Genomic DNA, 22,781 nt, shown 5'->3' on the forward strand with positions numbered 1-22,781 from the left:
GGCGCAGCCCGCGGTGCCCGTGACCCGGCCGATCCCGGTGACTACAAAGTACCAGCCGGAGCACGGTGTTCCACGATTTGGACACCGCGCGGGTCCGCAAGGTGCGGTTGCGCGAACAAGGACTTCAAGGGGAGTCAAAACATGCTCGAGCACGTGCGTTGTCCGCATCTGGTACCGATTCCCGCCGCGGACGATACCGAGCCGTTCACCGCCTCCGCCAGCCGCGACGACGTCTACTCGGTCTTCGTCTGCAAGGCCGAGCCCTGCGCGGAAAAGTTCCTCCTCAAGCAGATCGACGGACGGCGGGTCGCCCTCGTCACCGACGACACGGTCGCCGCGCTGCACGCCGAGCGCCTCGCGAACTCGTTGCGGGCACAGGGAATCGACGTCGCCATGACGTCCTTCCCGCCCGGTGAAGCCAACAAGTCGATCGACACCGCGGTCCGCATGCTCGACTGGCTGGCCGGCACGTCCATCGCCCGCCGCGACATCATCCTGTCGGTCGGCGGCGGCGTGGTCATCGACACCATCGGCTGGGTCGCCAGCGCCTACATGCGCGGCGTCCCCTACATCAACGTCCCGACCACGCTGCTCGGCCAGGTCGACGCGGCGCTCGGCGGCAAGGTCGCCGTCGACCACCCGAGCGCGAAGAACCTCATCGGCGCGTTCTACCAGCCGAAGGCGGTCGTCTCGAACGTGGCCTACCTGTCCACTCTGGACCGCAGGCAGATCGCGGCCGGGCTGGCGGAGGCCATCAAGAAGGGCGTGATCGGCTCGCCGCCGCTGTTCGACCTCATCGAGGAGAACGCCGACCTGGCGCTGAACCGCGACCTGCCCGCGCTGGAGCAGATCGTGCGCGCGGCGAGCGTCGTGAAGTCCGAGCTGATCCAGCTGGACCCGTACGAAGTGGACCTGCGGCGCCCGCTCAACTTCGGGCACACCGTCGGCCACGCGGTGGAGACGGTGACCGGCTACGGCCCGGTGCTGCACGGCGAGGCCGTCGCCTACGGCATGACGATCGCCGCCGAAATCGCGGTGCGGCGCGGGATGCTCGCCGAGGACGACCGCTCGCGGCTGGTCGGCCTGCTGAACCGCTGCGGGCTGCCGACGTCCACTTTGGACCTCCCGGGCTCGGTGCAGCCGGGTGCCGTCACCGCGGCGCTGGGCCAGATCCGGAAGATCCGCGACTCGAAGATCCGGTTCGTGCTGCCCGTCGAGTACGGCTGCACGGTCATCGCCGACGACGTCACCGACGACGAGGTCGCCATGGCGATGGCCGCGACCCGCGCCGCCGCGCTGGCCGAATCCCGCGAGGGGGCGAGGGCGGCATGAGCACCCCGGCCGATGCGCTGTCGTGCGCGGCGGTGCTGTTCGACCTCGACGGCGTGCTGGTGGAATCCGGCAGCACCGTGGAGCGGTCGTGGCGCGCCTGGGCGGTGGACCACGGGCTCGACGCGGACGCCGTGGTCGCCGCCTGCCACGGACGCCCGTCGGCCGAGACGATCGCGGCCGTCGCGCCGCACCTCGACGCCGCCGGTGAAGCCGCCGCGCTGGAACTCCTGCAGGCGGCGGACACCAGCGAGCTCGTGGCGTGCCCCGGCGCGGCGGAAATCCTCGCCGCGCTGCCGGGGACGCGGCACGCGGTGGTGACGTCGGGGACCCGGCCGCTCGCGACCGCGCGGCTGACCAGCGTCGGGCTGCCGGTCCCGGCCGTGCTGATCGCCGCGGGCGAGGTCCCGCGCGGCAAGCCGGCGCCCGACGGCTACCTCACCGCGGCCGCCCGGCTCGGCTTCGCGCCGCAGACGTGCGTCGTCGTCGAGGACGCGCGGCCCGGCGTGCTCGCCGCGCGGGCCGCCGGCTGCCGCGTCATCGGCATCGACGGGCCCGCGCTCGGCGATCCGTCCGATGTGGACATCCTGGTGCCGGACCTCGCCGCGGTCGCGGCCACGGTGGGCGCCGGCTCGATCGCGCTGACGAGGAGGAGCGAAACCCATGTCTGACAACACGGTTCTGGTCGTCGGCCGCGGGCTGATCGGCGCTTCGGTGGCCGACCGGCTGCGGGACGGCGGCCACGACGTGGCGACCGTGTCGACCACGCCACTGCCCCACGCCGGGCACCTGTCGGTCGACCTCGACGACCCGGCGGGCCGCGAACGCCTGCGGTCCCACGTGGACGAGCTGCGCCCGGCGCGGGTCATCCTGACGCACGGGCCCAGCGACGTCACGTGGATCGAGGCGAACGAGCAGCGGGCGGAGGCCGTCCACCACGGCGTGGCCAAGCTGCTCGCCGGGTCCGGGGTGCCGACCGTGCTGGTCTCCACCGACAACGTCTTCGACGGCTCGCGCGGCGGCCACCGCCCCGCGGACCCGATCAGCCCGCACAACGTCTACGGGCGGGTCAAGGCGCTGGCGGAGCAGGAGCTGCTGACGGGGCCGAACCTCGCGCTGCGCGTCAGCCTCGTCTACGGCTGGACCGGCCCGGCGCACCGCGCCACCTACGGCCAGCGCTGCCTGCAGGCGGCCGCCGCCGCCGAAGAGCTGGAAGCGCCGACCGACCAGTCGTTCACGCCGGTGCACATCGACGACGTCTCGGAGGTGCTGGCCGCGCTGTGCCGCGTGCCCGAGCTCCCGACCGGCATCGCCCACCTGGCCGGGCCGGAGGAACTGAGCCGGTTCGACTTCGCGACGGTGGCCTACCGGCTCACCGGCACCGACCCCGCGCTGGTGCGGCCGGTCCTGCGCCGCGACACCCTCTGGGCCTCGCGCCCGCGGCACTCCTCGCTGGCCTGCGACGACTTCGGGCACCTGCCCGGGCTGGCCGGCTGGACGCCGATGACGCCGGCGGACGGGCTGCGGCGGATGCTGCGGACCGGCCCCGTGGTCGCGGTCTGATGGTCGGCCGGTTCGCGATCGACGCCGGCGGCAGCCGCACCCGGGTTCTGGTGGTGCCCGGGGACGGCCGCGCGCGGCGGACGTTCGAATTCCCGTCGATCAACCCGCACGCGACCGGCGACGAGGCCGGCCGCACCCTGCGGGCGGCGTTCGCCGAGATCGGCGCCGCGCTCGGGGCCGGGCCCTCGGTCGGCTGGCTGGCCAGCGCGGCGGCCGGGCCCGGCGGGATCGGCCCGGAGCTCGAGCGGGCCGGGGCCGCCGCCGACGCCGCCGGCCTGGACACCGCCGGGCTGGTCGTCTCCAACGACGTGCTGCCGCTGCTGTGGGGCGTGCCGGCGCTCTCCGGCGTCGGCGTGGTCGCCGTGTGCGGCACCGGCTCCGGGTTCTTCGGGACCGACGGGAAGCGCGTGGCCAACGCGGGCGGCTGCGAGTACCTCGGCAGCGACGAGGGCGGGGCCGTCGACATCGGCCTGCGCGGGCTGCGGGCGGCCGTGCGGGCCACCGACGGCCGCGGCCCCGAGACCGCGCTCGTCGACGCGCTGGGCGAGTACGCCGGCACGACCGTCGCCGGCCTCGCGCGCCGGCTGGCCGCGCAGCCGTTCCCCAAGCAGGGCCTGGCCGCGCTCGCGCCGGTGGTCTGCGCGACCTGGCTGGCCGGCGACGAGGTCGCGCTCGGCGTGGTCGACCAGGCGGTCGGCGATCTGGCGGAAGGCGTGTACGCGGTCCGCGACGCGCTCGGCCTGCCGGACGGGTTCGCCGTCGCCGCGGCGGGTGGCGTGTTCACCGGCTGCCCCGAGCTGTACGAGCAGTTCGCCCACCACCTGACCGGGCCGGTCGGCGCCGGCAGCGCCGACCTCGTGACCGACACGGCCTCGGTCGTGCTGACCGCGCTCGACCGGTTCGCCGTCGACGGCGAACCCGTGCTGCCCGGCGGGCTCGACGCCTACGCCGCGGCGCTGCCCCCGAGGAGGCGACATGAAGCTGGGACTGTGCTTGGCGGCGTTCGGTGACCTCGACCTGGCCACCGCGCTGCGGCACGCGGAGAAGTTCGGCCCGCTGTGGCTGGACGTGCCGACCGACACGACGTTCGGGCTGATCGACGCCGGGCGGTGCGCCGACGACGCGGCCTACCGCGACGAGGTGGCGGCGGTGCTGCGCGGCCAGCAGGTCGGGTGCGTCAGCAACAGCCGCGACGCGCAGCTGCTGCTCGGCCCGCACGACCGGCACACCGACCCGGTGCACCAGGGCGGCCCGGCCGCCAAGCGCGCCCACGCGCTCACCTGCGCCCTCGGCGCGATCCGGCTGGCCGAGCGGCTCGGCGCGCCGGACGTCCGGCTGCTGCCCGGCTGCCCCGACTTCGGGCGCTGGCTCTCCTGGTGGCACAGCGACGTGAGCTGGGCCGACAACATCGCGGAGTTCCGCGCCGTGGCAGAGCCGCTGGTCCGGGCCGCGCGCGAGGCGGGCGTCCGGCTGCTGGTGGAGCCGCACCCGAAGCAGGTCGTCTACGACCGGGCGAGCGCGGACCTGCTGTTCGCCGCGACCGAGGACTGGGCGGACGTGCTCGGGCTGTGCGTCGACCCGGCGAACCTCGCCGCGACCGGGCACGACCCGGTCGACGCCGTGCGCGGCTGGGAAACCCGCATGGGCGCGGTGCACGCGAAGGACCTGCAGCGCTGGAGCGGGCGCGGCCTGCCGTCCGGCGCCGGCTGGGGCCGCTACGGCCCGCAGCCGCCGATCCGCTTCCGCGCGCTCGGCCTCGGCGAGCTGCCGTGGGCGGAGATCGTGGCGACGCTGCAGGACGAAGGCTTCGACGGCGTGCTCTACCTCGAGCACGAGGACACGCTGCTCCCCCGCGAGCGCAGCATCGAGCGCGGGCTCGGGGTGCTGCGGTCGATGGTGCCGGACGCGGTGGCCGAAGGGCGGACGTGGTGACCCCGGTGTGGGTGCGCGAGCCGGGGCCGGGCCCGCGGCTGGTGCACGTCAACGCGACCGCGACCGGCGGCGGCGTCGCCGAGCTGCTGCACGGGCTGGTGCCGGCGCAGCTGGCCGACGGGCTCGACGCCGGCTGGGCGGTGATCGCCGGGGACGACGGGTTCTTCGCGTTCACCAAGTCCCTGCACCACCTGCTGCACGACCGGGGCGCGCCGCGGATCGCCCCCGCCGACCTGGAGCACTACCGGGCGGTGCTGGCGCCGCAGGCCGAGTGGCTGGCCGCGCGGGTGGGTCCGGGCGACACCGTGGTGCTGCACGACCCGCAGGTGCTCGGCCTGGCCCCGGCGCTGGCGGCGGCCGGTGCCCGGGTGGTCTGGCACTGCCACATCGGCACCGACACCCCGGGCCCGGGCCCGGCGGCGGTCTGGCGCGCGTTCGCCGCCGAACTGTCCACAGTGGACGTCGTGGTGACGGCGCTGGCGGCGTACGCGCCACCGGGGCGGCCGGTCGCGGTGTGCGCGCCGGCGTTCGACCCGAAGGCGGCGAAGAACCGGCCGATGGACGCGGTGGAGGCGAACGAGCTGCTGGCCGAAGCCGGGCTGACCGCGGAAACGACGTGCGAACTCGCCACCGTCGAGCAGGACGCGCCGATGCCGGCCGGGGCGCGGCTGGTGCTGCAGGTCTCGCGGTGGGACCCGCTCAAGGACATGCCCGGCGTGCTGCGGCTGCTGCCCGACCTGCCCGGCGACGTCCACCTCGTGCTGGCGGGCAACGATCCCGAAGAGATCCCGGACGACCCCGAAGGCCTCGCCGTGCTCGCCGAAGTGCGGCGGCTGCGGGCCGGGCTGCCCGCGCCGGTGCGGCGCCGGGTGCACCTGCTGCGCACGTCGCAGCGGGACCCCGAACGCGCCGCGCTGCTGATCAACGCCCTGCAGCGGCGGGCGGACGTCGTCGTGCAGAAGAGCCTCGCCGAAGGGTTCGGGCTCACCGTCACCGAGGCGATGGCGAAGGGGCGGCCGGTGGTCGCCGGGCGCGTCGGCGGGCTGTGCGCGCAGATCGAGCACGGCCGGACCGGGCTGCTGGTCGACCCGTCGGACACGGCAGCCGTCGTGGCCGCCGTGAACCAGCTGCTTTCGTGCCTGCGGGACCGCGAGCGCATGGGCGCGGCCGCAGCGGCCGCGGCCACCACCACGTACCTGATGGACCGCCTGGTCGCGGACTACCGCGCGGTGGCGGCCCGGCTTCCGGAAGGGGCGGCACGATGAGGACCGGAGTGGTCACCGCGGCGGGCGGGCGGATCGGGTCGGCAGTGGCCGGGCGGCTGCTCGCGGCCGGCGTCGTCGACGAGGTCGTGGCGGTCGACGTCGTCGAGCCGACGGTTCCCGCCGGTGCCAAGGGTTTGGTCTGCGACCTGCGCGAAGCGTCCGAAGTGGACAAGCTGGCGGCCGCGCTGCCGGGCGAGCTTTCGGTGCTCGTCAACGTGCTGGGCGGCGAACGGCGCCCGCACCTCGAACCCGTCGAGGACGCGACCTGGCCGCCGGAAGCGGTGTGGGACGACATCTTCGCGCTCAACGTCACCACGGCCTACCGCGTGACGAAGGCCCTGCGCGAACGCTTCGGCCGCGGCTCGGCGATCTGCAACGTCAGCTCGATCGCGGCGAACATGCCGTGGGTGGTCTCCCCCGCGTACGGCGCCGCGAAGGCCGCGCTCGAACACTGGAGCACCTCGCTCGCCGTCGCGCTGGCGCCGGCCGGGGTGCGGGTGAACACCGTCCGGCCCGGGTTCGTCTGGAGCAAGCAGTGGCAGGACGTCAGCCGCGCCGAGTTCGACGAGGTCGTCGCCGACCGCGTCCCGCTCGGCCGGGAGCAGACCGCCGACGACGTCGCCGACGTCGTCGCGTTCCTCTGCTCCCCCGCGGCGAAGCACATCACCGGGCAGGGCCTGGACGTGGACGGCGGCGCGACCCTGGTGCGGAGGGCACGATGAGGCTGATGGCGGTGCACGCGCACCCGGACGACGAATCGAGCAAGGCCGCGGCGACGCTCGCGCGGTACGTGGACGAGGGCCACGAAGTCCTGGTCGTCACCTGCACGGGCGGCGAGGAGGGCAGCATCCTCAACCCGGCCATGGACACGCCGGAGGTGCGCGCCGACCTCACCGCGGTCCGCCGGGGCGAGATCGCGCGCGCGATCGAGGTGCTGGGCGTCGAGCAGCGGTGGCTCGGGTTCGCCGACTCCGGCTGGCCGGACGGCACCCCGGTGCCCCCGGGCCGGTTCGCGAGCCTGCCGCTCTCGACGTGCACCGAGCGGCTGCTCGTGGAGATGCGCGAGTTCCGGCCGCACGTGGTGATCACCTACGACGAGAACGGCGGCTACCCGCACCCGGACCACATCCGGGCGCACGAGGTCGCGGTCGCGGCGTTCGAGGCGGCCGGCGCCGACCCGGACTGGCAGCCGCTGAAGCTGTACTACGTCCACGAGTGGTGCGGCAAGAAGATGGCGATCTTCCACGAAGCGCTGCTGGCGGCGGGGCTGGATTCGCCGTACCACGAGTGGCTGAAGGAGTGGGACACGAAGCCGGACATCTACGCGCGGATCACCACGCGGGTGCCGTGCGCGGACCACTTCCCGCGGCGCGACGCGGCGCTGCTGGCCCACGCCACCCAGATCGACCCGGACAGCCACTGGTTCGCCGTCCCGCTGGAGCTCCAGCGCGAGCTGTGGCCGACCGAAGATTTCGAGCTCGCCCGTTCCCGGGTGGGCGGCTCTGGGCCGGAGGACGACCTGTTCGCCGGCATCGAAGTGCGGAAGGGGTAAGGATGAAGACCGTGGAACAGTGGTTCGACCCGATGGACCCGTGGTCCTGGGTCGTGTCGCGGTGGCTGCTGGAGGTCGAGCAGGTCCGGGAGATCGACCTGCGGTTCCGGGTGATGAGCGTTTCGGTGGTCAACGCCGACCGCGAGATCCCCGAGCAGTACCTCGACGACCCGGAGGCCTACCTGAAGCGGATGCAGGCGGCCTGGGGCCCGGTCCGCGTGGCGACGGCGGCCGCCGAGCAGCTCGGCCCGAAGGTGCTGCGCGACCTGTACACCGCGCTGGGCACGCGCATCCACGAACAGGGCAACAAGGACTTCCCCGCCGTGATCTCGGCGGCGCTGGACGAGCTGGGCCTGCCCGCCGAGCTGAACGAGGTCGCCACGACGGACGCGGCCGACGACCAGGTCCGCGCCAGTACCCGCGAGGCGATGGACGCGGTGGGCATCGAGATCGGCACCCCGATCATCCGGATCGACGGCGCCGCGTTCTTCGGGCCGGTGGTGTCGAAGATCGCGCGGGGTGAGGACGCCGGGCGGTTGTTCGACGCGTTGGCGACGTTGGCGGGGTTCGAGCACGTTTCGGAGATCAAGCGGGCGCGGATTTCGGAGCCCGACTTCTCCTGAGCCCCGGTCCGCCACGTCAGTGCTGGGCCCGCAATGCCATGAAAGGGTCGTTCATGTCGTCAGACGACATGAACGACCCTTTCATGGCATCTCCGGAACTCAGGCCACTACACGGCCGCGGGCGACCACGAGCCGCACGTCGGCCAGCACCGACGTCGAGGTGCGCGGGTCCCCGTCCACCACGAGCAGGTCCGCGTCCAACCCCGGCAGCACCCGGCCCGTCACCGAAGACAACCCGAGGATGTCCGCCGCGCTCGACGTCGCCAGCTCCAGGACGCGCTCCGGGCTGAACCCCAGCCATTCGTACATCCCCAGCAGCCCCGCGTACTCGCCGAACACCGCGTTCCGCACCCCGCCGTCCGAGCCCGGCAGGATCGGGACGCCCAGCTCGTCCAGCCACGCGATCCGGTCGAACAGCGGACGCGCCGCCGCCTCGCCGAGCGTTTCCCGCTGCACCAGCCAATCCCGCGGCCCGGCCGTGCAGCACGCCGCGATCCCGGCCACCGCCATCCGGCGGGCGATGTCCGCGCGGCGGTGCCACTGCGCGTCGCCGGCCAGCCAGTAGCAGTGCTCGATCGTGTCCACGCCCGCGTCGACCGCGAACTCGATCGACTCCGTGCCGTGCGCGTGCGCGGCGACCGGGAGGCCGAGCGCGTGCGCCTCCGCGACGACCGCCTTCACCTCGGCCTGGGTGAACTGGGACTCCCACATCGCCGCGCCGCCCGGGGTCAGGCTGCCGCCGCTGGCCATCACCTTGATCACGTCCGCGCCGGCCTCCGCGTTGGCGCGGACCAGTTCCCGCATCGCCGCTTCACCGGTGACCTCGCCGCCGAAGAACCAGCAGTGGCCGCCCGGTGGGGTCAGCGGGGCCAGCGCCGCGAGGATGCGGGGGCCCGGCCGGGTGCCCGCGTCGATCTCCCGCCGCAGCCCGGTGATGCGCGGGGGCCGGTCGCCGAGGTCGCGGACCGTCGTCACGCCGGACGCCACGAGCCGCGCGGCCCGCTCGGCCATGCCCGCGGCGACCGCGTCGGGATCCGCGGCGAGCAACGCCCCCACCGGGTCGCTGCCGCCGTCCATGGACAGGTGCAGGTGCCCGTCGATGAGGCCGGGCACCAGCGTCGCGCCCGGGAAAGCCAGGCGCCGCGCGGATTCCGGCGCCACGACCGACTCGCGCGGGCCCGCCGCGGCGATCTTCCCGGCCACCACCAGGACGGCGGCGTCCGGGACGCATTCGCCGAGCGGGCCGCGCAGGAGCCTGCCCACCTCGATCAGCAGCGGCCCCGGAGCACTCATGCCACGGACGATAGCAACGGAACGCTGCGCGCCACCCGGCCTTTCAGCTCGCAGAGCAACGGCCAAGAAGTCGCGAAGTTCAGCCGCGCGAACCCCTGCCCGCCGCGCCCGAACGACTCGCCGGGGCTCAGCTCGATCCCGGCGTTCTCGCGCACCACCGACGTCGGGTCGGCCCAGCCGAACGCCCGGAAGTCCAGCCACGCCAGGTAAGTCGCCTCCGGCAGGTGGTAGCGCACCATCGGCAGCTCGGTCCGCATCGTCTCGGCGACCATGTACCGGCTGCGGTCGAGGTAGGAGACCGTCGCGTCCAGCCACTCGTCGCCCTGCGTCCACGCGGCCACCGTCGCGGCCGCGCCGAAGATGTTGACCGAACCCAGCAGGCCCGCCTGGACGTCGATCACCGCGTGCATCCACTTGGGGCCCAGGTGCGCCACCGCGCAGCGCAGGCCGGCCAGGTTGAACGCCTTGCTCGCGCCGTACACGGTCACCGTCCGGGCACCCATTTCCGTGCTCAGGGAAGCGAACGGGATGTGCCGGTGCGGGGCGAACGTCAGGTCGGCGTGCAGCTCGTCGGACACGACCAGCATGTCGTTGCGCTCGACGGCGGTGGCGAGCGCGGTCAGCTCCGCGCGGGTGAACACGCGCCCGGTCGGGTTGTGCGGGCTCACCAGCAGGAGCAGCTTGGCGCCGGCCAGCACGGCGTCCAGCTGCCCGGCGTCGAACCGCCAGCCGGCTTCGGTGTCCTCCATCGGGATCGGCACCACCCGGCGGCCCATGCTGGTGATCATCTTGGTGAGCGGGCCGAACGCCGGGGTGTGGATGGCGATCCCGTCGCCCGGCCGCGTCGACGCCTCCAGCACCACGCGCACGGCCTGCGCGACGTTCGTGAACTCGCGCACGTCACCCGGGTTCACGAACCAGCCGTAGCGGTCGGCCATCCGGTCGACGAAGGCCTCGCGCACGGTCCGCGCGCCGGTCGGCCAGTCCGGGTAGCCGAAGTCGCCGCTCGAGATCAGGTCGTGGAGCGACTCCCGGATCGGCTCGGCGACCGGGAAGTCCATGTCCGCCACCCAGGCCGGCACCACGTCCGGGCGGACGACCTGCCACTTGGCCCCGGGCCGGGACCGCAGTTCCGGTTCCGAGAGCGCCGAAAACTGCTGATGCAGCCGCGATCGCGCCGCCGGCAACAGCGTCGCGCTCGCCTGCTCGATCGTCATGGCCGTACCTCGTTTTCGTTTCCACCCAGTGTGTGTGTTCCCCTGCCCATATGACGGCTCGGGCGTGCAGAACTCATCGGTACCGGGCGAAAAATCCCCTGACCGTCGCGAATTTCCTGGTCAGGGCGCGGGAAGAGCCCGGGCTCCGCCGGGCTCTTCCTTTCGGGAGCGGACTTTCAGCCGTTGCCGGCGGGCTTCCCGCGTTCCAGCGAGAGGGTGCGGTCCGTGCCGTGCGCGACGGTGAACCGCGCCGCCAGCTCCGGCGGCAGGTACTCGGCGAGCCGGTCCACCGGGACCCACTCCGAGCGGTCCAGGCCGTTGCGGCCGAGGGTGAGCCGGATGTCGTCGTCGGCGAGTTCGCCGCCGTCGAAGACGTAGAGGAACTCGTCGCCGTCGTCGCCCGGCACCCAGTCGACGACGACCAGGCCCCGCGGCTCCCGGTCGAGACCGAGGTCCTCGCCCAGCTGGCGCCGCGCGGCCGCGGCCGGCGATTCGCCGTGCCCGACCAGCGCGCCCGGGATGTCCCAGCCGTTCTCGTAGATCGAGCGGTGCAGCAGCAGCACGGTGTCGCCGCGGGTGAACAGCGTCCCCGCGCAGACCCGCGGGGCGGGCGTGGCCTCGGTCATGGATCCTCTCCTTCCTGGCCGCGCCGCTACGCGAGCGGCACGGACTGGGCGAACCGGAACAGCCCGCCCGGGTCGTAGTGCGCCTTGACCGCCCGCAGCCGGGCGAGGTTGGCGCCGTAGTACGCCGAAGGGGCGTCCTCGAGGTCGGGGTCGGGGAATCCCGGGTAGGCGCCGCCGGTGCCCCACGGGCGCGTCAGGTCCCACGAGCGGTTCAGCCACTTGCGCGACTCGGCGGGCTCGAGGTCGGCGTCGAGGTCGGCGGCGTGCTTGAGCAGGTACCGCGCGGTCCGGTGCGGGAACGCCGTCGCGGCGGGGTCGGCGTCGTTGTACGCGCCGCCCGAGGGCAGCAGCTCCAGGGAGCGGCCCTCGCCCTGCTTGCGCCCGTCGTCGAACTCCGCGAGCAGCGCCTCGACGACGTCGGCGGGCAGCGGCCTGCCGATGAACTCCGACCGGCTGTACAGGTGCGCGCCCGGGTGGTCGTCACCCGGCCCGTTCTCCGCGAGGTACGCCTTGGTTTCGCGGTAGGGCAGCGTGACGCGGGTGTCGGTGACCGGCGCGGGCAGCGAGCGCACGAACCCCGCCACCGACTCCGCACCACCGGTCAGCGTGCCGAACAGGTGCGTGACGGGCTCGTCGGCGGGGTTCGCCGACGCCGTCACCATCAGGCTCGGGGCGACTTCGCGCGGCGCGCCGTCGAGCCACTCCTGCCAGGCCAGCACCAGCGCGGCGGCGTGCTCGCGGCCCCAGGTGAGGTGGAAGCTGGTGGCTTCCGGCGCGGGCACGGGGTCGAACACCAGCCGCGTCACCACGCCGAAGTTGCCGGTGCCCGCGCCGCGCAGCGCCCAGAACAGGTCCGGCTCGCGGCGCTCGTCGCAGTCGACGACCCGGCCGTCGGCGAGGACCACGGTGGCCGCGCGCAGCCGGTCGAGCGCGAGGCCGTGCCGGCGGCCGAGGATGCCCATGCCGCCGCCGAGGGCGTGCCCGGCGAGGCCGACGGTCGGGCCGCAGCCGGCCGGGATCGTCCGGCCGTGCGGGGCGAGCGCGTCGTAGGCGTCGGCGAGCCGGGCGCCCGCGCCGACGACGAGCCGGCCGTCCTCGACCGACGCCGTCGCCATCGGCCGGGTGTCCAGCAGGATCCCCGTGGTGGACGAATGCCCGGCGAAGTCGTGGCCGCCGCCGCGGACCGCCAGCGGCAGCCCGGTTTCGCGGGCCGCGGCCAGCGTCACCGCGACGTCGGCGTCGGTGGCGCAGCGGACCACCACGGCCGGGCGGACCGCGTCGTACCGGGCCATTTCGGGGCGGCGGGTCTCGTCGTAGCCGGCCGAACCCGGGGTGAGGAGCTCACCCTTCAGCCGCCGCTCCAGCGCGTTCCAGCGCACCAGGGTCGTCCTTCCTCGCGCTCAGGCAGCTTCGTCGGTGCGTTCGGGAGCACCCGCCGCGGCCGCGGGGGCCGCGGCCGGCGAGACCGCCGCGACCGGCCGGCTGCGGAGCAGCAGCAGGAAGGTGACGATCGGCAGGATCCCCATGATCTCCGACATGATCGAGTACCCGCCGGCGCCGAGCAAGGCGGTGCCGCCGATGGTGCCGGTCGCCGACACGCACCAGACGACGGCGTCGACCGCGCCGACGACCTGGCCCTGGCCGTTCGAGGACAGCGTCGTGGCGAGGGTGCGGCTGCCCGCCATGAACCCGAGGTTCCAGCCGTACCCCAGCAGGAACAGGGAGATCGAGCCGACCACCGTGTGGGACATGGTCGAGCCGGCGCCGATCGCGGCGGCGAGCACGAGCACCGCCAGGCCGGCGAACATCACCTTGCGCGCGCCGATCCGGTCGATCATCCAGCCGGTGAGCGGGGCGAAGATGAACATGCCGCCGGCGTGCGCGGCGAGTGCGGCGCCGACGACGACCAGGGTGCCGTCCTTCAGGATGATGTCCATCGGGGCCGCGGTCATGATCGCGACCATGATGAGCTGGCTGACGATCATGACCAGCAGCAGCATCCGCGCCGAGCCGGAGCGGAACACCGAGCCCAGCACCGCCAGCTGCGAGCCCTCCGGGCGCGGCGCCTTGTGCCGGGGCAGCGTGATCCCGCCGAGCCCGGCGACCGCGCTGACCACCGCGGCGAGCAGGAACGGCCCGGACAGCTCGGGCAGGCCGAAGCTGCCCATCAGCGAGCTCATGGGGTACAGCAGCAGCGGCCCGCCGACCGAGCCCACCGCACCGGCGGCGACGACCAGGCCGAGCGCGTACCCGCTGCGATGAGCGGGGTAGAGCTCCGCGGCCGCGTACCGCGAGACGATCGAACCGCCGACGCCGAGGCCGAGCACGAACATCCCGCCGTCCAGCAGGGGGATGCTCTCGATCAGCGTCGCGGTGAAGCAGATCAGGCCGCCGAGCGTCCCGACGGCGAAGGCGACCATCAGGCTCGCCCGCCAGCCCAGCCACGAGGTCGCGCGCACCAGCAGCAGCGCGCCGAGACCGGTGCCGAGGATGGTCAGCGTCTGCGGGAACGCGCTCCACATGACGCCGACGTAGGGCTCGGCCCAGATGGTGCTGGTCGGCGCGACGGCCGCCATCGCGGCGTTCATCAGGGTGGCGGTGGTGAACAGCGCCATCATCCCGCGGCGCCGCGCCGAAATCTCGGCACGGCTCGCCGTGTCGGCCGGCGCTGCTCCGAATCCTGGTGACACGACTTCCTCCCGGCCATCGGCGTCAACCACTTCGCCCATCGTGCTGGAGCTGATCGACCGGCACATCTCCCGCGTTGCCGAGCGCCGGACCGCAACCCAGGAGTAGGGCGCCGTCGAGCGCGCTGCGAGCCTGGACCGGGGATGCGAGGGGAGTCAGACGAGTGGACGACGAAGCGGACCGGGCGAGCGCCGCCGGTGACGAGCGGGCGTTCGGGAGGCTGCTCGAACGGCACCGCCACGAGCTGCGCGTCCACTGCCACCGGCTGCTCGGGTCCTACGACGAGGCCGAGGACATGGTCCAGGAGACCTTCCTCCGCGCGTGGCACAAGCGGGACCAGTACGCGGGCCGCTCGACCTTCCGGGCCTGGCTGTACCGGATCGCCACCAACCGCTGCCTCGACCACCTCGCCCGGCAGCCCGACGCCGGCGAGCTCGAAGCCGACGGCACCGAGCCGAGCACGCCCGGGGCGGACGCCGCCGTGCTCGCGCGGGAAGTGCTCGAACAGGCCTTCCTCACCGCCCTGCAGCACCTGCCGCCCAAGCAGCGCGCGGTGCTCGTCCTGCGCGACGTGCTCGGGTGGCCGGCCAAGGAGTGCGCGGAGGTGCTCGCAATCAGCGTCGCGTCGGCCAACAGCGCGCTGCAGCGGGCGCGGGCGACGATGAAACGCGTGCACGACGAACGGGCTCGGCCCTCCGACGCGGAACGGGTGCTGCTGCGCCGGTACATGAGCGCGCTCGACCGGTCCGAAGTGGACGTCGTCGTCGAACTGCTGGACCAGGAGCGGCGGGCGGCGTGATGCGCACGGGATGAGACGCGGCCGCCCGCGGTGCCGTGGCACCGTGCCCGCATGCGGATGCTGGTCACGGGCGGGGCGGGGTTCATCGGCGCGAACTTCGTGCTGGACACGATCGAACGGCGGCCGGACGCGGAGGTGACCGTGCTGGACGCGCTCACCTACGCGGGAAACCGCGACAGCCTGAGCCCGGTCGCCGGCCGGATCCGGTTCGTGCACGGCGACATCTGCGACGCGGCGCTCGTCGACCGGCTCGTCGCCGAGTCCGACGTCGTCGTCCACTTCGCCGCCGAGTCCCATGTGGACAATTCGCTGCACGACCCCTCGCCGTTCATCCGCACCAACATCCTCGGCACGTTCACCATCCTGGAAGCGGTTCGCAAGCACGGGCGGCGGCTGCACCACATCTCCACCGACGAGGTGTTCGGCGACCTGCCGCTCGACGCCGTCGAGCAGTTCACCGAGGAAACCGCCTACGACCCGTCGAGCCCGTACTCGGCGAGCAAGGCGAGTTCGGACATGCTGGTCCGCGCGTGGGTCCGCTCGTACGGCGTCGAAGCCACGCTTTCCAACTGCGCCAACAACTACGGCCCGTACCAGCACGTCGAAAAGCTCATCCCGCGCCAGATCACCAACCTGCTCACCGGCACCCGGCCGAAGCTGTACGGCGCCGGCGCGAACGTCCGGGAATGGACCCACGTCGCCGACCACAACGACGCCGTGCACCGGATCATCGACGGCGGCCGGATCGGGCACACCTACCTCATCGGTTCCGGGGACGAGCGCAGCAACAAGGAAATCGTGGAACTGATCCTCGAGCTTTCCGGCGAACCGGCCGGCGCCTACGACCACGTCGCCGATCGCCCCGGCCACGACCTGCGTTATTCCAACGATTCCACCAAGGTGCGCACCGAACTCGGCTGGCAGCCGCGGTACGCGGATTTCCGCGCCGGACTGGCCGCCACCCTCGATTGGTACCGCCAGAATGAATGGTGGTGGAAACCGCAGAAAACGGACACCGAGGCCAGGTACGGCATTCTCGGGCGCTAGCTCGCAATCGCGGAGACGCCCCCGCGGAACCGGGCGCCGTACGTTTGTCCACCGGAGCACCGTACGGCTAGCCCGAAGGAGTAGGTCGTGAGTAAAACGCTCTGCCAGACGTGTGGGGACGTGGAGGTCCGCAAGTTCCTCTCACTCGGCCAGCAGCCTTCGTTCCATTTCCCGGCGAATCGGGAAGAAGCGGAGAACGAACGCCTCTGGCCGCTCGAGCTGGGTTTCTGCGAGCAGTGCAGCCTGGTGCAGGTCTTGGAGTCGGTCAGCGAGCGCATCCTGTTCTCGGGTGACTACCACCACCTGGCCGGCCTGACCGCGGGCTACCACGAGCACCTGCAAGGACTCGCCGACACGCTCGCGGGTCTGTTCGACTCGACCGACGGCCGGTCCGTCGTCGAGTTCGGCAGCAACGACGGCAGCCTGCTGGACAAGCTGGCCGCGCGGTCGTTCGACGTCCTCGGCGTCGACCCGGTCGGTCAGGTGACCGCGGCCGGGTCGCAGGTCGTCAAGGACTACTTCAGCTCGACCGTCGGGGCCGAGCTCGCCGCCACCCGCGGCAAGACCGACCTCGTCGTCGCGCTCAACGTGTTCGCGCACGTCACCAACCTGCACGACGTGCTGGACGGCGTGACCTCGCTCCTCAAGGACGACGGCCTGTTCGTCACCGAGTCGCACTACCTGGTGGACCTGCTGGAGACCCTCCAGTACGACTTCGCCTACCACGAGCACTCGCGGTACTACTCGGTCACGGCGCTGGACGAGGCGTTCCGGCGGCACGGCCTGGAGACGGTCAAGATCGAGCGGATCCCGACCCACGGCGGCTCGATCCGGGTGTACGCCGGCTTCGCGGGCGCGCACGAGGTCGACCAGTCGGTCATCGAACTGCGCGAGCTCGAGGACTCCCTCAAGCTGCGCGACTCGATGATCTACACGCGGTTCGCCGAGCGCGTCGAGCAGCACCGCGAGAAGCTCAACGAGCTGGTCCGGTTCCTGAAGAACAGCGGCGCGCGCGTCGCGGCGGCGTCCGCGCCCGGCCGCGCGGTGACGATGCTGAACTACTGCGGCCTCGGCCCGGACGACATCGACGTCGTCTCCGAGATCAGCCCGCGCAAGATCGGCAAGCTGTTCCCCGGCACGCACATCCCCATCATCAGCCAGCAGGAGCTGGCCGGGGACAACCAGCCGGAGTACGCGCTGCTGATGTCGTGGCACATCGCCGACGAGGTCATCACCAACCTGCGCAACGAGGGCTTCCGGGGCACGCTCATCGAGCCGCTGCCGGAGCCGCGGATCCTCGAGCGCTGAGGCCGCACCGCCGTACGGGCGCCCACTGGCCCCGTCCCTCTCCGGAGGGGCGGGGCCAGTGGCTTTCCGGCGCGCGGCGGAAAGGTCCTGGCGGCACTGAGCGACCCCGCCACCACGAGGGTGACGGGGTCGCTGGGGGTACGCGCTAGCTCGCCCGCGGTGCCGGGAGCCGCGGGGGCCGGGCCCGGCTGAACCGGCGCATCATCGGCGTCTCGACGAACCGGTACAGCAGCCACCCGACGAACAGGGTCACCACGAACAGGCCGATCAGCACCAGGATCGCGAGCGGGGTGCTGAACACCGCGTTGCCCATCAGCGACCGCAGGTAGAAGATCGTCACGCCTTGGGACAGGTAGAACCCGAAGGACACGTTTCCGAGCCAGACGGCGACGCGGCCGCGCAGCCGCGTGCGCGTGCCCCGCAGGTCCGCGTTGGCGAACGACGCCACCATCACCGCGATCGGGATCAGCGTGGCGAAGTTCAGCGAGAACTGGAACGGCACGAACATCGAAGCGACGTAGCCGACGACCATGAACACGACCGAGGCGGCCGGCTTGATCCCGATCCACTTGCCCGCCAGCACGATCCGGGCCAGTACGGCGCCCAGCACGAACTCGAACAGCCTGCCGACCGGCAGGAAGTAGCCGAACCAGTACTGCAGCGGCGAAATCGGGATGTTGGGGTTGGCGCCGTCGCTCGGCACGACGAACGTGGCGACGAGCTGGTAGGCGAACAACCCGGCGACCATGATCCCGGCCCACAGCCACAGGCGGCGGACGTCCATCCGCAGGATCGGGCGGATGATCAGCGGGAACAGCACGTAGAACAGCAGCTCGCCGCCGAGCGACCACGACGGGGTGTCGACGCTCATCGCGATGCTGAAGTCCGGGAACCACGGGTGCACCAGGAACAGGTTGGGCAGCCACGCCTTCCAGCTGGTGTAGGCGGCGGCGAACAGCACCATCGCCGCGACCCACATCGCCAGGTGGTTGGGGAACACCTTCACGATGCGGCGGCGGATGAACGCCCGCGCGCGCTCGCCGGGCTTCACCGACCAGGACAGCACGAACCCGCTGAGCACGAAGAAGAACGAGACACCGACGAAGCCGCCGGTCCCGAAGATCGCGCCGTACCACTTCGCGACGTCCACATCGGCGAACGGGTTGATCGGCCCGGTCGGCAGCGCCGGGTTCATCATGATCCCCGTGTGGAAGAGGAACACGACGAACGCGGCGTAGAACCGCAGCCCGGTCAACGAATCCAGTTTTCTCGGGGCCCCGAGGTGGTGGGGCTCGAGGGGGACTTCCACAGTTTGCGCCATGCCGGCTCCAAGTCGTGACGACAGCCGAAGCTGATATTCCGTTTCACTCTTCCCGTGCCTTACGACGGCGGCGTCTCCCCGCGTGCCGCCCTCGCGCGCAACCTCGAAGGCGCGCGCGAGGGCGGGCGTCTGCGATAGTCGGCGGTACCCCGTACTTTTGGCGTGGAGGCCGGAAACATGACCACGATCGACCTTTCCGATTTCGAAGGCTTCTGGGCCAAGCCCCTGGACTACCGGCACGCCGCCTTCGACGAGCTGCGCGCCCGCCCGGGGTTGCCGTTCTTCGAGGAGCCGGAGTTCGGCTCGCTTCCGCGCGGCCGCGGCTACTACGCGGTGACCAAGATGGACGACATCCTCTTCGCCAGCCGCAACCCGGGCACGTTCATCTCCGGCAAGGGCAACGCCACCCCGGTCGACATGCCGGAGGAGTTCCTCGGCCAGTCGATGATCTCGATGGACGACCCGCGCCACGCCCGGCTGCGCCGCATCGTTTCGCGCGGCTTCACCAACAAGAAGATCAAGTCGCTGCACGGCAACGTGGCCCAGGTGGCCAAGGAGATCGTCGACGAGGTGATCGACCGCGGCGAGGTCGACGCGGTCGAGGACATCGCCGCGAAGCTGCCGCTGCGCATCATCTGCGACATGATGGGCGTCCCGGAAGCCAGCCGGCAGTTCGTCTTCGACCAGACGAACAAGATGATGGGCGTCCAGGACCCGGAGTACGTCCCCGAGGGCGAAGACGCGTTCGAGGCGCTGTTCAAGGCCGTGCAGGAGCTGACCAACCTGCTGAACGGGCTGGCCGCCGAGCGCGCCGAGCACCCCACCGACGACATGATCTCCCAGCTGATGACCGCCGAGGTCAACGGCGAGGCGCTCACGCCGGACGAGCTGGCCGAGTTCTTCATCCTGCTCACCGGCGCCGGCACCGAGACCACCCGCAACGCGATCACCTGGGGCATCCACCTGCTCACGAAGCACCCCGAGCAGCGCGAGGCCTGGCTGGCCGACCTCGACGGCGTGACGCCGACCGCGGTGGAGGAGATCGTCCGCTGGACGACGCCGGTCATCGCGCAGCGGCGCACGATCGCCGAGGACGCCGAGCCGGTGGAGCTGTCCGGCCAGCTGCTCGTCCCGGGCGACAAGGTGATGATGTACTACTGGGCGGCCAACCGGGACCCGAAGTACTTCACCGACCCCGCGGGCTTCGACGTCCGCCGCGACCCGAACCCGCAGATCGGGTACGGCGGCCCGGGCCCGCACTTCTGCCTCGGCGCGCACCTGGCGCGGCTGGAGATCGGCGTGATGTTCCGCGAGCTGCTGACCCGCATCCCGGACCTGCACTCGACGGCGGAGCCGGCGCGGCTGACGTCGCCGATGATCAACGGCATCAAGCGCCTGCCGGTGGCCTTCACCCCCGGCGGTGCGCGGTAGCCGGTTGCCGGACGTGCCCGGGCGTCGAGGTCCGTGAGTTCCTCTCGCTCGGGCCGCAGCCGGCCTGCCTGTTCCCGGCGGACGCGGCGGCCGAACCGAGGTGGCCGCTCGACCTCGCGTTCTGCCCGCGCTGCGGCCTGGTCCAGATCGTGACGCCGGTGGGTGAACGCGTGCTGTTCGCCGGCGACTACCACCACCTCGACGGGGTGACCGGCAGCTACCGGCGGCACCTGCGCGGGCTGGCGGCGGACCTCGCCACCGCGTACCCGAGCGCCTCGGTCGTCGAGATCGGCAGCAACCACGGGGTCCTGCTCGCCGAACTGGCCGCCCGCGGGCTCGACGTGCTCGGCGTCGACCCGAACGGCTTCGGCCCGGCCCCGGTCGTCCGGGAGTTCTTCGGCGCGGAATCCGCGCGGCGACTGTCGCCTGTGGACATCGTCGCCGCGGTCAACACGCTGGCCTACGTCGAGGACCCGGCCGACTTCCTGACCGGGGTGCGCGCGATCCTGCGTCCCGGCGGGGTGTTCGTCTCGGAGTCGCACTACCTGCCGGATCTCCTCGAGACGCTGCAGTACGACTTCTTCTACCACGAGCACCCGCGGTACTACTCGCTGACGGCGCTCGAAGCGGCGTTCGCCCCGCACGGGCTGGAGGTGTTCCGCGTCGAGCGGATTCCCACGCGCGGCGGATCGCTGCGCGTCTACGCGGGCTCCCCCGGCGAGTCCGAAGTGGACGAATCCGTCGCCGCGCTGCGGGAGTTCGAGAAAACCCTGCGGCTGAACGAAGAAGGGACCTACCGGAAGTTCGCCGCGCGGGTGGCCGAGCACCGCGAACGCCTGCGCGGCTTGCTGGCGGCGGTGAAGCGGGACGGCTCGCGCGTCGCGGCCGCGACGTCACCGGCGCGCGCGACGACCCTGCTGACCTACTGCGGGCTGGGACCGGCCGACCTCGGGTTCGTCTCGGAGGTCAACCCGCGCAAGATCGGCAGGCTGTCCCCGGGCGCGCACCTCCCCGTGGTCGCCCAAGAGCGGCTGTGCGGGCCGGACCAGCCGGAGTACGCGCTGCTGCTGTCCTGGCACATCGCCGACGAGCTGATGTCCCTGCTGCGCGCCGACGGGTTCCGGGGGCGGTTCATCGTCCCGCTCCCGGAACCCGTCGTCGTCTGAGCTACGCGGCCGGCACTTCGTCCGGAATGGGCTCCGCCGCCGGCGCGGGTTCCTGGCCGCTCTTCGGCACGTGCCGGAACAGCAGCAGCGCCACCGCCGCGAGCACCACCATGAGCACCGCGCAGACGATCGCCGCACCGGCGAACCCGCTGGTGAAGGCCTCGCGGATGGCGGTCAGCAGCGAACCGGCCAGGTCACCGGGCAGGCTGCCGGCCGCGGCCGTGCCCTCGGCGATGCCCTCGCGGGCGGCCGCGGCGACGTCGGACGGCACCCCGGCCGGGACCTCGGCCACGCCGCGGTAGACGGCCGTGGCGATCGAGCCGAACACCGCGATGCCGAAGGCGACGCCGAGTTCGTTGCTCGTCTGCGAGATCGCGCCCGCCGCCCCGGCCTTCTCCGGCGGCGCCGAGCCCATCACCAGGCCGATGCCCAGCACCAGCATCGGCGAGAGCCCGGCGGTCGCCAGCACCGTGCCGAGCACGGTGATGACCAGGCCGCCGCTCGCCGGCACCTGCGTGAGCAGCACGAAACCGGCCAGGGACACCATCATCCCGGCCGCGATGACGACCGCGGGCCGGAACCGCTGGGCCAGGCCCGGCGAAACCATGTACCCGGCCACCATGCCGACGGTGTACGGGATCAGCCACAGGCCGGAGTTCAGCGGCGAGAGGCCGAGCACCAGCTGCAGGTACTGGTTGAACAGCAGGATGATGCCGCTGATCGTGGACCCGCCGAGCAGCATCATGCCCAGCGCGCCGCTGAAGGCCGGGCGGCCGAGCAGCCGCACGTCCAGCAGCGGGTCGGCGAGCCGCCGCTGCCGGCGCACGAACGCGACGCCGAACAGCAGGCCCGCCGCGAGGACCACCAGCGACACCACGACCGAGCTGCCGCGCGCGAGTTCCTTGAGGCCGTAGATGACCGGCAGGATGGTGGCCATCGACAGCACGATGCTGACGAGGTCGAGCTTGAAGCCGGCGCCGCCCGCCTTGTGCTCGGGCAGCAGGATCGGCGCGACGACCAGCAGCAGCCCCATCACCGGCAAGCCGAGCAGGAACACCGAACCCCACCAGAACGCCGACAGCATCACGCCGCCGACCAGCGGGCCGATGGCCATGCCGACCATGAAGAAGCTCGTCTGGACGCTGATCGCGACCGCCCGCTGCTTCGCGTTCCGGAACATCGTGGAGATCAGGCCCAGCATCGTGGGCATCAGCGTGGAGCCGGCGATGCCGAGCCCCGCGCGGGCCGCGATCAGCATCTCCGCGCTGGACGACCAGGCCGCCACCGCCGAGGCGACGCTGAACAGCGCGGCGCCGATCATCAGCAGCTTCCGGTGCCCGATGCGGTCGCCCAGGTTGCCCATGGTGACGAGGAGACCGGCGATGGTGAAGCCGTAGATGTCGACGATCCACAGCATCTGCGCGCTGCTGGGGTGCAGGTCCGCGGTGACGTGGGGAATGGCCAGGATGAGGACGCTCAGGTCCAGTGACAGCAGCAGGGTCGGGAGGATGAGGACGGCGAGGCCGATCCACTCCTTCTTGCCCGCCAGCTCGCCTGGGGGCGTCGAGCTGTTGGTGGTCATGATCCCCTTTGAGTGGTTTGTCTGAATCGTTTCAAGAGT

At 72.4% G+C, this 22,781-nt stretch carries 21 protein-coding genes and 1 pseudogene; 15 read left to right on the plus strand and 7 right to left on the minus strand.

Annotated features, from left to right (window positions below; all coding sequences use genetic code 11):
* Nucleotides 1-141: 141 nt before the first annotated feature.
* Genes aroB through EIY87_RS38905 form a run of 9 tightly spaced genes read left to right on the plus strand, consistent with a single transcriptional unit; the run spans nucleotide 142 to nucleotide 8,264 of the window.
* Entirely contained in the window at nucleotides 142-1,332 is a 1,191-nt protein-coding gene (gene aroB, locus EIY87_RS38865) for a 3-dehydroquinate synthase (protein ID WP_125314901.1), read from the plus strand.
* Nucleotides 1,329-2,000, plus strand: a complete 672-nt coding sequence (locus EIY87_RS38870) for an HAD-IA family hydrolase (protein ID WP_125314902.1) — start codon at nucleotides 1,329-1,331, stop codon at nucleotides 1,998-2,000. The genes aroB and EIY87_RS38870 overlap by 4 nt, the downstream gene beginning before the upstream one ends.
* The gene (locus tag EIY87_RS38875; RefSeq protein ID WP_125314903.1) at nucleotides 1,993-2,892 is read left to right on the plus strand and encodes an SDR family oxidoreductase; all 900 of its coding nucleotides are present in this window, start codon (nucleotides 1,993-1,995) and stop codon (nucleotides 2,890-2,892) included. The genes EIY87_RS38870 and EIY87_RS38875 overlap by 8 nt, the downstream gene beginning before the upstream one ends.
* Nucleotides 2,892-3,902: a BadF/BadG/BcrA/BcrD ATPase family protein gene (locus tag EIY87_RS38880; protein ID WP_125314904.1), complete on the plus strand. Its 1,011-nt coding sequence runs from the start codon at nucleotides 2,892-2,894 to the stop codon at nucleotides 3,900-3,902. Before EIY87_RS38875 ends, EIY87_RS38880 begins: the two co-directional genes overlap by 1 nt.
* A complete protein-coding gene (locus EIY87_RS38885) occupies nucleotides 3,868-4,824 on the plus strand; it encodes a sugar phosphate isomerase/epimerase family protein (RefSeq protein ID WP_125314905.1) in 957 nt (318 codons plus the stop codon). The genes EIY87_RS38880 and EIY87_RS38885 overlap by 35 nt, the downstream gene beginning before the upstream one ends.
* Nucleotides 4,818-6,089 (plus strand): glycosyltransferase, encoded by a 1,272-nt coding sequence (locus EIY87_RS38890; protein WP_148106222.1) that lies wholly within the window; start codon nucleotides 4,818-4,820, stop codon nucleotides 6,087-6,089. The genes EIY87_RS38885 and EIY87_RS38890 overlap by 7 nt, the downstream gene beginning before the upstream one ends.
* The gene (locus EIY87_RS38895; RefSeq protein ID WP_125314907.1) at nucleotides 6,086-6,811 is read left to right on the plus strand and encodes an SDR family NAD(P)-dependent oxidoreductase; all 726 of its coding nucleotides are present in this window, start codon (nucleotides 6,086-6,088) and stop codon (nucleotides 6,809-6,811) included. Before EIY87_RS38890 ends, EIY87_RS38895 begins: the two co-directional genes overlap by 4 nt.
* Entirely contained in the window at nucleotides 6,808-7,641 is an 834-nt protein-coding gene (gene mca / locus EIY87_RS38900) for a mycothiol conjugate amidase Mca (RefSeq protein ID WP_225440317.1), read from the plus strand. Before EIY87_RS38895 ends, mca begins: the two co-directional genes overlap by 4 nt.
* 2 nt (nucleotides 7,642-7,643) lie before the next feature.
* Nucleotides 7,644-8,264 carry a mycothiol-dependent nitroreductase Rv2466c family protein gene (locus EIY87_RS38905; RefSeq protein ID WP_125314908.1) on the plus strand — a complete coding sequence of 207 codons (621 nt, stop codon included), beginning with the start codon at nucleotides 7,644-7,646 and terminating at the stop codon, nucleotides 8,262-8,264.
* A 99-nt stretch (nucleotides 8,265-8,363) separates the two neighbouring features.
* Here the strand turns inward: EIY87_RS38905 and EIY87_RS38910 are convergent, their stop codons facing one another.
* The 5 genes from EIY87_RS38910 to EIY87_RS38930 all read right to left on the minus strand — a co-directional run bounded on the left by EIY87_RS38910 (nucleotide 8,364) and on the right by EIY87_RS38930 (nucleotide 14,090).
* Complete coding sequence (locus EIY87_RS38910) at nucleotides 8,364-9,557, minus strand: amidohydrolase family protein (protein WP_125314909.1); 1,194 nt, start codon at nucleotides 9,555-9,557, stop codon at nucleotides 8,364-8,366.
* The gene (locus EIY87_RS38915; RefSeq protein WP_125314910.1) at nucleotides 9,554-10,774 is read right to left on the minus strand and encodes a MalY/PatB family protein; all 1,221 of its coding nucleotides are present in this window, start codon (nucleotides 10,772-10,774) and stop codon (nucleotides 9,554-9,556) included. The genes EIY87_RS38910 and EIY87_RS38915 overlap by 4 nt, the downstream gene beginning before the upstream one ends.
* Nucleotides 10,775-10,950: 176 nt before the next feature.
* A complete protein-coding gene (locus EIY87_RS38920; RefSeq protein ID WP_125314911.1) occupies nucleotides 10,951-11,400 on the minus strand; it encodes an NUDIX domain-containing protein in 450 nt (149 codons plus the stop codon).
* Nucleotides 11,401-11,426: 26 nt separating this feature from the next.
* Nucleotides 11,427-12,779 carry an FAD-binding oxidoreductase gene (locus EIY87_RS38925; protein WP_125314912.1) on the minus strand — a complete coding sequence of 451 codons (1,353 nt, stop codon included), beginning with the start codon at nucleotides 12,777-12,779 and terminating at the stop codon, nucleotides 11,427-11,429.
* Between the two features lie 21 nt (nucleotides 12,780-12,800).
* Nucleotides 12,801-14,090 (minus strand): MFS transporter, encoded by a 1,290-nt coding sequence (locus EIY87_RS38930; RefSeq protein ID WP_158641442.1) that lies wholly within the window; start codon nucleotides 14,088-14,090, stop codon nucleotides 12,801-12,803.
* Between the two features lie 161 nt (nucleotides 14,091-14,251).
* Here EIY87_RS38930 and EIY87_RS38935 point away from each other — a divergent pair, with 161 nt between their 5' ends.
* From EIY87_RS38935 to EIY87_RS38945, 3 genes are all read left to right on the plus strand, one after another.
* A complete protein-coding gene (locus tag EIY87_RS38935; protein WP_125314914.1) occupies nucleotides 14,252-14,887 on the plus strand; it encodes a sigma-70 family RNA polymerase sigma factor in 636 nt (211 codons plus the stop codon).
* A 51-nt stretch (nucleotides 14,888-14,938) separates the two neighbouring features.
* Nucleotides 14,939-15,934, plus strand: a complete 996-nt coding sequence (gene rfbB / locus EIY87_RS38940; protein WP_125314915.1) for a dTDP-glucose 4,6-dehydratase — start codon at nucleotides 14,939-14,941, stop codon at nucleotides 15,932-15,934.
* 87 nt (nucleotides 15,935-16,021) lie between these two features.
* A complete protein-coding gene (locus EIY87_RS38945; protein WP_125314916.1) occupies nucleotides 16,022-17,242 on the plus strand; it encodes a class I SAM-dependent methyltransferase in 1,221 nt (406 codons plus the stop codon).
* A gap of 145 nt (nucleotides 17,243-17,387) precedes the next feature.
* On the opposite strand, the gene EIY87_RS38950 is transcribed toward EIY87_RS38945, so the two are convergent.
* Entirely contained in the window at nucleotides 17,388-18,497 is a 1,110-nt protein-coding gene (locus EIY87_RS38950; protein ID WP_263855654.1) for an acyltransferase family protein, read from the minus strand.
* A gap of 243 nt (nucleotides 18,498-18,740) precedes the next feature.
* On the opposite strand from EIY87_RS38950, the gene EIY87_RS38955 reads away from it, so the two are divergent.
* From EIY87_RS38955 to EIY87_RS49370, 3 genes and pseudogenes are all read left to right on the plus strand, one after another.
* Complete coding sequence (locus EIY87_RS38955; protein ID WP_125314918.1) at nucleotides 18,741-19,994, plus strand: cytochrome P450; 1,254 nt, start codon at nucleotides 18,741-18,743, stop codon at nucleotides 19,992-19,994.
* Nucleotides 19,995-20,011: 17 nt separating this feature from the next.
* Nucleotides 20,012-20,161: pseudogene (locus EIY87_RS49365) on the plus strand (hypothetical protein); the annotation flags it as partial.
* Between the two features lie 39 nt (nucleotides 20,162-20,200).
* Entirely contained in the window at nucleotides 20,201-21,160 is a 960-nt protein-coding gene (locus EIY87_RS49370) for a class I SAM-dependent methyltransferase (protein ID WP_404800138.1), read from the plus strand.
* A gap of 1 nt (nucleotide 21,161) precedes the next feature.
* On the opposite strand, the gene EIY87_RS38970 is transcribed toward EIY87_RS49370, so the two are convergent.
* Nucleotides 21,162-22,742 carry an MFS transporter gene (locus tag EIY87_RS38970; RefSeq protein WP_125314919.1) on the minus strand — a complete coding sequence of 527 codons (1,581 nt, stop codon included), beginning with the start codon at nucleotides 22,740-22,742 and terminating at the stop codon, nucleotides 21,162-21,164.
* Nucleotides 22,743-22,781 lie beyond the last annotated feature (39 nt).

It is taken from the genome of Amycolatopsis eburnea (assembly GCF_003937945.1).
GTDB classification, from domain to species: domain Bacteria; phylum Actinomycetota; class Actinomycetes; order Mycobacteriales; family Pseudonocardiaceae; genus Amycolatopsis; species Amycolatopsis eburnea.